At 44.9% G+C, this 10,037-nt stretch carries 10 protein-coding genes; 1 reads left to right on the top strand and 9 read right to left on the bottom strand.

Translation table 11 applies throughout. The features are described 5' to 3' along the window. Positions 1-75: 75 nt before the first annotated feature. From F6K37_RS23105 to F6K37_RS23095, 3 genes are all read right to left on the bottom strand, one after another. Positions 76-957, bottom strand: a complete 882-nt coding sequence (locus F6K37_RS23105) for a hypothetical protein (RefSeq protein ID WP_008190642.1) — start codon at positions 955-957, stop codon at positions 76-78. Positions 958-1,312: 355 nt separating this feature from the next. Further along, positions 1,313-2,554, bottom strand: coding sequence for an RNA-guided endonuclease InsQ/TnpB family protein (locus F6K37_RS23100; protein WP_287252371.1), 1,242 nt, complete (start codon positions 2,552-2,554; stop codon positions 1,313-1,315). A 353-nt stretch (positions 2,555-2,907) separates the two neighbouring features. Next, complete coding sequence (locus F6K37_RS23095) at positions 2,908-3,537, bottom strand: L,D-transpeptidase (RefSeq protein WP_008190650.1); 630 nt, start codon at positions 3,535-3,537, stop codon at positions 2,908-2,910. Positions 3,538-3,759: 222 nt separating this feature from the next. On the opposite strand from F6K37_RS23095, the gene F6K37_RS23090 reads away from it, so the two are divergent. After that, the gene (locus tag F6K37_RS23090) at positions 3,760-4,263 is read left to right on the top strand and encodes a hypothetical protein (protein WP_131827103.1); all 504 of its coding nucleotides are present in this window, start codon (positions 3,760-3,762) and stop codon (positions 4,261-4,263) included. Between the two features lie 240 nt (positions 4,264-4,503). On the opposite strand, the gene F6K37_RS23085 is transcribed toward F6K37_RS23090, so the two are convergent. The 6 genes from F6K37_RS23085 to F6K37_RS23060 all read right to left on the bottom strand — a co-directional run bounded on the left by F6K37_RS23085 (position 4,504) and on the right by F6K37_RS23060 (position 9,824). Further along, positions 4,504-5,700: an S-layer homology domain-containing protein gene (locus tag F6K37_RS23085; protein WP_287252369.1), complete on the bottom strand. Its 1,197-nt coding sequence runs from the start codon at positions 5,698-5,700 to the stop codon at positions 4,504-4,506. Between the two features lie 103 nt (positions 5,701-5,803). Beyond that, entirely contained in the window at positions 5,804-6,694 is an 891-nt protein-coding gene (locus F6K37_RS23080; RefSeq protein WP_008190658.1) for an energy-coupling factor transporter transmembrane component T family protein, read from the bottom strand. A gap of 45 nt (positions 6,695-6,739) precedes the next feature. Continuing rightward, the gene (gene der, locus F6K37_RS23075; protein ID WP_287252367.1) at positions 6,740-8,131 is read right to left on the bottom strand and encodes a ribosome biogenesis GTPase Der; all 1,392 of its coding nucleotides are present in this window, start codon (positions 8,129-8,131) and stop codon (positions 6,740-6,742) included. Between the two features lie 131 nt (positions 8,132-8,262). Next, positions 8,263-8,397 (bottom strand): hypothetical protein, encoded by a 135-nt coding sequence (locus F6K37_RS23070; RefSeq protein ID WP_287252366.1) that lies wholly within the window; start codon positions 8,395-8,397, stop codon positions 8,263-8,265. Then, on the bottom strand, positions 8,369-9,436 hold the full coding sequence (gene ygfZ / locus F6K37_RS23065) for a CAF17-like 4Fe-4S cluster assembly/insertion protein YgfZ (RefSeq protein WP_287252364.1): 1,068 nt from the start codon (positions 9,434-9,436) through the stop codon (positions 8,369-8,371). Before ygfZ ends, F6K37_RS23070 begins: the two co-directional genes overlap by 29 nt. Next, the gene (locus F6K37_RS23060; protein ID WP_008190663.1) at positions 9,426-9,824 is read right to left on the bottom strand and encodes a hypothetical protein; all 399 of its coding nucleotides are present in this window, start codon (positions 9,822-9,824) and stop codon (positions 9,426-9,428) included. Before F6K37_RS23060 ends, ygfZ begins: the two co-directional genes overlap by 11 nt. Between the last annotated feature and the right edge of the window lie 213 nt (positions 9,825-10,037).

The raw sequence follows: 10,037 nt of genomic DNA, 5'->3' as shown, positions 1-10,037 counted from the left end.
CCTTTTTGAGTATAGACGTTCCATGGAACGTCTATACTAATCACTGATCATTTAGGGTGAGCAGTTACCACTACCCTAGTCAATTTCTTCAGCAGCACGAAGAATTAAATGACGCGCAACGGTTTGAATGCCAGTATGCTCATAGTAGTTAGTGCTAGCGTCTAGAAATGCCGCCACATAGTCTAACTTGTCATCGGCAATTTCTACAAAGCCCCCCAAACTATCGGACAGTGAATCACGGCTTAATCCAACAGAGGAAACTAAATTATCCATCCAGCCACCAACTGCATCAAAGGTTTGAGTAATGAATCCCTGTTTATCGCCATCTGGGATTGAGTCACTGATGGCTTCAAACTCATCATTGTTGGCAAAGGCTGATTGATCTCCTTCTTCAAGGGTATTTCCTACTTTAGACACAAAGTCTGCACCAAGAGGAATTACCCCATCAATGCAAACTAAAGCTACCATCCGCATCAGAGCAGCTTGATCATAGTTTTCCCGGATAGAACTGGCAAACTCAAAGGGATTCAAGCCAACCTTGTGAATTTTGCTATGGGCAAGTAATTCCCCCACTAATTTCAGACCCAAGTCAACCCCTTGAAGCTTGTCAGCTTTAGGAGTCAGTTTCTCTAAAAACGGGATCCACCTAAAGGTATCCCCGACTTTGTCAGCTAAAGCGGCTGCTGCGATCGCTTTGTCAGTTCTGTCAAACTTTTGATAAATTCCAACGGCTTTTTGGTATCCCTCATTGGGGTCTTCGTAGATGGCGAGGGCGCGATCGCGAATTTTCGTAATCACCTCGTAATCCTCTTCCCCAGTTAGCTTGCGAATGGTGTGGTTAAACCCCACGAGGTTTTCCCACTCCCCTGGGATCACAAAATCCAGTGCGTTCAGTATTTTTACGGTTAGGCTATCTGTTGACAGTTCATCAACTAACTCAATTATTGATTTACTCATAAAAAAACAAGTTTGAAGTTTGGAAACCCCGTTTATGGGGGGCCGGGTCGGAAAAACGAACGTCAAGTGCGGTTTTCACCCTGCTACCTAGCCTCGGAGGCTTGAAGCCCCGTCTAGGCAACAGGGGGGTGCTGACCTTAATATTTTCTCTAGATAGTTTCTCTAGATAGTTTTCGGTTAGTTTAACCTACACCATCATAACTATAACAATCGGATTTGAGTTGTGAAACTCTCCAAGACCGGAAGTGGAGCAACAGACCACAAGTCGAGGTATAGGGGCAATAATTTCACCATTGGTTCTTTGACCCCAAATCAATTGGGAGTGCGCTAAGCGTGGGATCTATTTAACTCATCGCTATCTTAAAATTATTGACACTCCCCGGTCGCGCATACGCGGGGATTCTTCGTTCAACGACCCATCTTGCTCAACCAAACCGGAGTCAGGAAAAGTAGAGGACAGATCTCCGGAAGAGTTCGGATCAATGATCCAGGTTCCGGTGTGCCCCACCGTACCTAAGGCTCTTTCAAGAATATTGATTGCAGCGTTGTGGTCGCGGTCTAATTGACAACCACATTTGCAGGCATGAGTCCTAGTTGATAGAGACTTTTTCACTACCTCGCCACATTGAGAGCAATTCTGGCTAGTATAGGCAGGATTTACTGCTACAGTCACCCTGCCAAACTTCTGACCAAAATGTTCTAGCCATTTTCTGAATTGATACCAACCTGCATCATTAATAGACTTGGCTAGACAGTGATTTTTAACCAAATTCCTGACTCTCAAATCTTCGTAAGCGACCAAATCGTTAGATTGGACTACGCAACGCGCCAGTCTCTTGGCGTGTTCTTGACGTTGCCTACTTATTTTGAGGTGTGCCCTACCTAGTCTATTAATTGCTTTCTTACGGTTAGCTGAGCCTTTCTTTTTGCGAGATACTCGACGTTGATAAAATTTAAGGTTTTTCTCCCCTTTTCTGTAGAATCGAGGATTAGGTTCGGCATAGCTATTAGAGTCGGTATAGAACTCTTTTAGCCCCACGTCCAAGCCAACAGTATTGCCAGTAGGTCTTAAAGTTTCCGTACAATCAACGGAAACACAAAACTGAACATAATAGCCGTCAGCTCTTTTTACTATCCGAACCCGCTTGATCTGTTTTTTTTCAAAACGCCACAAGTCCCATGTACCCTTTAATCTAAGCCTTCCTATCCCTTTTTTGTCGGTGAATGTAATAGACTTTTTGTCTGGAGATATTTTCCAACCAGATTGCTTATATTCAACAGAACGGCAATGCTTTTGGAATTTGGGAAAGCCTTTTTTGCCAGGTACCTTTTTCTTGCAGTTATCAAAGAAACGAGCAATCGATGACCATGCCCTTTCAGCCGCAGCTTGACGAGCAGTCGAGTTCAGTTCATTGGCAAATGAAAAATTCTTGGCCAAGGTCTTACAATATTTGTTTAAATCATATTTATTTAGACCTTGATTGTCCATCCACAGACGAAGACAGCTATTTCGCACAAACTTGACAGTCCTAATCGCCTCATCAATGGATTGATACTGTCCTTTTTTTCCGTATGCCTTAAACTCAAGTATGATCATCAGAACTCGACCTCTTCTGCTATATTATTATGCTAGCAGACTTAGAACAAAACGACAAGTGGCATTGTTAAGCTGTTCAGCATTTAGATTGGGATACCTAAATCTCTCAAAGGGAACAGCGGATCTGGGAACAGCGGATCTGGGAAAAACCAATTTAAATACGCATCAGCTTACACTTTCTGTAGTGATACAAGATGAAATTCTCCCACTCCTAGAAGGCGCGTCAAGCCGCTATAAGCTTTCATCCCCGCTCGCTTTGTGACGGGGTTTTCAGCTGTTATAATCTTATAATTATGAAGAGCTAAGGGCTCAAGTCTCTAGGTCTCGGGTTTAACCTATTCCCGGAGAGGATGTCAAGGCTGTACGATTACCGGTGTTCCTATAGCCACCTTTTCAAATAAATCTCGGACATCTTTATTGAGCATTCGGATGCAACCGTGAGAAACAGCTTGTCCGACGAGTTCCTCAGCAGTTGTTCCATGAAATCCAATATAATTCTTCCCATTAGTCCAAAAACCAATCCAGCGATCGCCAAGGGGATTATTCGGCCCTGGAGGAATTACTTCACCTGTCCAGGGATGCTCCCAAGCTGGATCCTGAAGCTTTTGGATCACTTCAAAATTGCCTGTTGGTGTTTCCCAACCCGCTTTACCAATGGCAATTGGGTAACTGTTTAGGACTTGAGCCGCTTGATAGACATAAACACGACGTTCACTCAATTTAATCACCAAACGAGTAATTTGAGTAGCCTCTGCTGGGATGTCTTCTTCTAGAGGAAGATATATATCCGGGTCTCCAAGGGGTGGCAATTTTGGGACTTCAATTCCAGGCAATTGATTTTGATGTAAAACCTCTTTGGTAGTAGCGTCAGGACTACTGGTTTTTTCAGAGGCAGCTACCTGCTGTTGCCCATCAAGTATTGGAATTACTATACTCAAGCAGAGTAGCATTAAGCTCCGAGATAGCAATTTACCTCTCACCATTCCTAATGATTTTTTATTTATAACAACTTTATAACATCACTTTAATAGACTTGAAAAGCCACATTACCAAAAACCTTAACACCCAGGTTAGAATTGTTGTTTTTATAAAAAATTAGTAAATCTCCTGATAAATATTCCGGAAAAAATCTATTATTTCCGTAGATATTACAGTAGATTAGTTAATTTTAAATCCTTCGATTAACATAAATATAAGTTAAGTTGATGATGAAAATTAAAAACTTGAATGTGTGGACAGGGACTACCTTGTCACTGCTGCTGTGTACCCTTGCTATGGCTCCCGCTAAGGCTAATCCAATGGGTGAACAAGCCCAAAACCGGATCCTCAAACAAGATAGGGGGCAAGAGCTTAACAAAGGTACTATCAAGAGTATCGTTGGCAATATGGTAAAGGTTAAGCTTGACAACGGTGAGAGCCAAACTGTTTGGCTACCGACTTCCAAGCTCAGGCAATGGCATTTGATAGAAGGTAAGCAAGTCTTGATGGCTGGGAATCGTATCGTTAATGTTGTTAGTTCAATTGCTTTGGCGAGTTCAGACACTAGGAGGGTTACCAGTAGTGTTAGCGAGGTGTTAGAGTCTCTCCAACAGAGGCGTATCGAACGGATGAACCGTATTCGGAGAACTGTCATTTCCACTCCTGTACAGCCAACAGTGACAACTCCTCCTCGAACCCCAATTGGGATACCTGTCAGAGCACTTTGGTAATGGTTCATGCTTGACAAGGCTTTGTCATAGTAATGAGGTACACAGGATTTTTTTCTTTGTTTCCTACTCCCTGCTCGGAAGCTCCCTATTCCCTGTTTCCTATAACCAATAAGGTAGCCCAATTGAAAATGGCTATCCTACTATTCCCATAAAAAATATTGCCCGGAGTTTTAACTCCGGGCTAATCAATAAAGTTGATTAAAATGAACTAATCATTACCTGAACGGGTTACCGATAATTCTATTTTGGAGCTACAATATATGGAGAGGAAACCCCTTGAGCCTTATCTGATTTGACCAAAGCCTGATAAAGCATAGAGACCATTTCAGCATGAGTAGCAGGTTCATTGGGTCTGAGCAAGGTTTTGTCACTGTAGTTAACAACTATACCCGCTTCTGTTGCTGCTGCTACTTTATCAATCGCCCACTCAGGAATCTGATTCTTATCTCGGTAAATCTGTAAGGTTTTGGCTGGATTCGATGAAGGTTGAAGATCAAGACCGCTAATCAGGCTAACCAAAACCTGTACACGAGGAACCTTTTGCTCAGGACGGAACTTCTCTCCGGGATATCCTGACATGAAGCCGGTTTCGGTAGCTTCATCAATGGCTTTAGAGGCTGATTTATCAGTAGGTTTATCCTTATAATTTACTCGTTGTCGCTTCTTCTGCTCTTGAAACACTTTTTGAATTTGAGCAGCCAACTCTCCCCTTGTCACGGGTCTGTTCGGTTGAAATTTCTGATCAGGTAAGTTAATTAATAGCTTGTCCTGGGCTAGAGGTATCATGAAAGGACTTGCCCAATGATTATTAGGAATCTCTGCTGGTTGAATGGAGCGGAAATCGCTAACATCTATAGGGATAGTTTGTGATGAGGATTCGGCTTTGTCAGGACCTGTGCTACCGTCAGTACTGCCATCTGATCCGGCTTTGTCAGAACCTGTGCTACCGTCAGTAGTGCCATCTGATCCGGCTTTGCCCTTAGCCATGGTGCGGTCGGGATATCCTGTCGATGAGTACCCCGATGAGAATAGCCCCAGGAATTGATTAGTTTCTGAGTCCTCTGGTGAGTTATCTTGTTGAGCTGACCCAAGCATTAAACCGGTAGCTGGATCAGGTGAATATCCCCTAAACAAAGAACGATTTCTTGATTTGGACCATGAGGAGCGCGCAGATGATGACTTACCCCCACCCGTGATTGATTTAAGGCTTGGGAATATTGATGATTCCCCCGTTGACTTAGATGATGCTATGGGAGAATCAACGGATTTTAAGCTAAATTTTCCCCGGTTGCCCCTCGTTCCCCAAAACAGAATTAGACCAATAGTAGCGAAGGCTACGATAATTGCCAGTAATTCATCAAGGTCTAGAATTGGTTTACGACTTGGCTGAGGAGCTGTTGGGGGTGATGTCCGCTCGGACGGTGATTGATTTGTCATAGAGATGGCTGAGATACATATCTTTTGACTGTTCCGGTTTTAAAGCCTAGGGATTGCTTTAAGTTACCTAGATTAAACCATAGCTATGTTTTTCACCAAAGATTCAAATTTTCCAACCCCAGGTTAATCTTACTCCCCAAAATACTAGTAAACTTGCCAGTGCTAACCAATCACACCAGCGTAAGCGCAGTTGATGCCACTCCACTTGATGTTCATTGGGACTAGTAAAGCCTCTGACAGTCATGGCACTAGCAATTTGCTCAGCCCGTAACAGCAGATTTTCCAGAAGCTTTTCCGCAACCATTAACCAAACTTGTAGGCTTCGGCTCAGACCGAGTTTTTTCCAGTTGATAGCACGAGTGCGTATGGAACGACCTAAATTCTGTACTTCTTCGAGCACTAGGGGGATAAAGCGCAAGGAAAGGGTTAAGGTCAGCAGAATTTCGGTAACTGGAACATTCAAACGCCGTAAGGGTTTGATTAAGCTTTCTAAACCTGCGGTAATTTCTTCTGGTGCTGTGGTAAGCAGGAAGAGACTGGAACTGTAAACTAGGATAAATAGAGTTGTGCTGATGCGGATCGCTAAATCTATTGAGCGACGAGTAATAGTAACACTAATCATAGTAAAGGCTTTACCACTCCAGATCACATAACGGTAGTCACTAGGTTGAGGTAGGGTGAGTTCTTCAGGTAGTCTGACTTGATGGTCAATGGCCATACCATCTGGAGCGATCGCAGTGATCAGGAAGACAAAACATGCCAGCATCAACAACCAACCCATTTGCTGACGCCACACCCGCCAGGGAATCCTAGCAGATAAGGTGATTAAAATCAGTAACGAGGATAACCCGATCCTAGAGTAGGGATTTGCCAACAGGGGTGCGATCAGAAAACTGGTCAACCAAAACATCTTGACCCTGGAGTCGAGGTGATGCATCCAGGTTACTGGTTGTTCCAAATACAGTCCGATGGGAAGCGATCGCAATAAGTCCATGTTAGTGGTGAGTCCTGAGTGGGCAGTAGTCGAGAGGGTTAGTTATCAAACACGGGTAGCTCGATTCAGGTTGATTTGAGCTTCTTCTCCATCACGGACTTTTTTACCTCGCCACAGTAAGCGTAGTGGTGTACCGGTGAAATCTAATTGTTGGCGGAACTGACGCTCTATGTAGCGACGGTAGTTTTCTTTGAAGCGTTTGGGGTCGTTAACAAACAGGGCAATAGTGGGGGGTTTAGTTCTTACCTGGGTGCCGTAGTAGATTTTGCCCTGACGTCCTTGGCGATTGGTGGGAGGAGTGTACCAGCTAACGGCTTCTTGTAGGACTTCATTAATTACAGAGGTAGAGACACGACGTTGATGTTGATTAGCAGCGGTGTCAACTAAATCCAAAATTGTTTCGACCCGCTTGCCTGTCAAGGCACTGACAAAGATGATTTCAGCCCACTCGATAAAACTCAGTCGGTCTTTAACCAGTTTTTGGTATTCATAGATAGTGTAGGAATCTTTTTCTATGGCATCCCACTTATTGACTACAATTATCGCAGCACGCCCTTCATCCGCAATACGTCCTGCCAGTTTTTGGTCTTGCTCTGTCACGCCATCTATAGCATCAATCACCAGTAGCACTACATCTGAGCGGCGAATGGCTTTGAAGGCACGATTAATACCAAAAAATTCTGGTCCGTAAGTAACGTTTTTCTTTTTGCGAATGCCAGCGGTGTCAATCAACCGATAAGTTTGGGCTTCAGTACCCTTGTTTGGGTCGGCTGACCGTTCTACTACCATATCAATGGCATCACGAGTAGTGCCAGAAATTGGACTGACGATGGAGCGATTTTCCCCAGTTAGGGTGTTCAATAAGCTCGACTTTCCCACATTGGGGCGTCCGACAATAGCGACTTTAATCTCTGGGATTTCTGGGATATTGTCTACATTCGGCAGGTAGGTAACCAGCTTTTCTAGTAATTCTCCTGTACCATTGCCATGAATTGCTGAGACCGGGAAGGGTTCTCCTAAATTCAGTTCCCAAAACTGGGAGGCTAGAATAATTCCTTGCTGGGGAGATTCACATTTATTGACAGCTAGGACAACTGGGACATGTTGTTGACGTAACCATTGCGCGATCGCTTCATCTCCAGCTGTCGGTCCTGCTTGACCATCCACCACCAAAACTGCTGCACTAGCTTCACTCAAGGCTGCCATTGCCTGTTCTCGAATCAAGGGCAAGAACTCGGTATTGTCATCAAACACTAAGCCGCCAGTATCGACAACCAAGTAATCTCGGTCTTGCCAGAAAGCAGGGCGATAAGTGCGATCGCGGGTTACTCCTGGCTGGTTGTGGACAATAGCATCGGTCACCCCGGCCAAACGATTGACTAGGGTTGATTTCCCCACATTCGGGCGTCCGATAACTGCAACAATTGGCAGGGCCATAAACTGGATGTCCTCAAAGGAGGAGTGTGAATGCTTTAGTCTTACATTTTATCGCAGTAAGCATTCGCAGGCTCTCAGCCCTCAGCCCTCAGCCCTCAGTCTTGGCCTTTGGGCCACGCTACGGGAATGGCTCAAGCTACGCCCACGCTACGGGAATAGCTGATCGCTGATCGCTGATGGCTGATGGCTGATGGCTGATGGCTGATGGCTGATTGCTGATTGCTGATTGCTGATAACTTACTCAGCACTTGGATCATAATAGTCATGACTCAAGCAAGGTACAGGCACAATTTCCCCTTCGACGTCCCCTAAGAGAACTTTTAACCCTGCACCACCAGCCTTAGTGCGGATATAAGCTAAACCAAACACTCCCTGGTCAGTTTCCGTCAAGCTGGTCAGCTTGCCCACTTTTTCTCCATCTACGGTAATGACACTTCCTAGGTCAGTAGGAGCACTTAAGCGGATACCCCATAGTCGTTGCTTCACTCCTTTGTAGGTATTCAAGCGCGCAATGGTTTCTTGACCAATGTAACAGCCTTTGCTAAAGGAAATGCTTTGCCATAAACCAGCTTCGAGAGGATTGTAATCTTCGGTCAGTTCATGACCTGGCGCAGGGCGTCCCTGTTGGATACGCAACTGTTCCCAAACGCGATCGCCTATGGGGATTGCTCCTGCTGTAGTTAAGGTTTGCCAAACCTGGGCAGCATTCTCGGCAGGGCAAATTAGAGTATATCCAGGCATTGCCAAGCCACTCCCGACAGCGATGCGGACTTGATTATCCCCGAGCATCAGTTGCTGGTGACTAGCATCTTCTCCTGAGATATCGACACCCAACCCTGTGAAGAGGGCATCACTAACGGCTCCAATCAAGCAGAAAACAGCATGGTGATCCGATACATCCTGCAATCCGACTCGATCCATGGGAAAGATATAACGATCCAGCCACTCCATGATCTGCTGGCGGCAATTTGGAGAAACTAGTAATAGCACTGAATCTGCTAAGATATAGGCAGTAGCTAAGTCAATAGTCCGAGCTGTAGATGTGACAAAAACCGTCTCACAGCCTTGGCCTGGCCTTCGTGTTTGGAAGTCATTGGTGCTTTGATTGTGTAGATAGCGTAGTCGGTCATCACCAGATACTTTGATCAACCCCCAATGGCAACAATCAACTAAGGCAACTCCCTGACGGGCTGCTTCAATCCCTGCTGCATCATTGCCAAAGCTTACGGGAATCATCCGTGAAGCCACCGACTCAAACTTTGCCCCAGCCAGGCGCTGGGCATCTAGCAATTGGTCATTTGTCATTGGTATCTACCAGTGGCAATCCTGCCACAACTTCTTCTACTAGCTGTTTGGCTTTTGCATCTAGACACTGCCAATCCACCTCACCAGCCTGATCAATCAGCATCGGGTCAATTTCTACTGGCTGAGTGTCTAATTCAGACTGGGTGGGCTTATAGTCACGAAAACAGACTTGGAAACACAAATCCCATAAATTAATGGCTACTGAAGTATCTTGATGTGCCAAACACATCTCATAGCCCGGTATGGGTGTAGTAACGTTTTGATAGGTGACTTTCCAGTTTGTTGGCTCCAACTGTCGCCCAATTTGGTCTATTATACGAATAAACGTAGGTTGCATCAGCAGTTGAGCTTGTTCCCATGCCAGCGTATCCTTAAATAGGGGTTTCATTAATCCACTCCCACACAGCCCTTGAAGGGTGTTATTTTACCAGACATTAACTAAAACCGCAATATTCACCGGCTATCCGTCGCTCTTAATACTATACCGATATCTGCTCTATCCTAATAACCAGTGGACTATCATCTTTGAAAAATTCCTCTTCCGGTAGAGTATTCTAAGTTGAGCCAGATAATCGTAAGCATTCAGCGGTCAGCGGTCAGC

Origin of the sequence: Moorena sp. SIO4E2 (assembly GCF_010671945.1) — a bacterium.
Taxonomy (GTDB): domain Bacteria; phylum Cyanobacteriota; class Cyanobacteriia; order Cyanobacteriales; family Coleofasciculaceae; genus Moorena; species Moorena producens.
The sequence above is the reverse complement of the archived record's forward strand: the minus strand, read 5'-3'. Positions and strand labels throughout refer to the sequence as shown.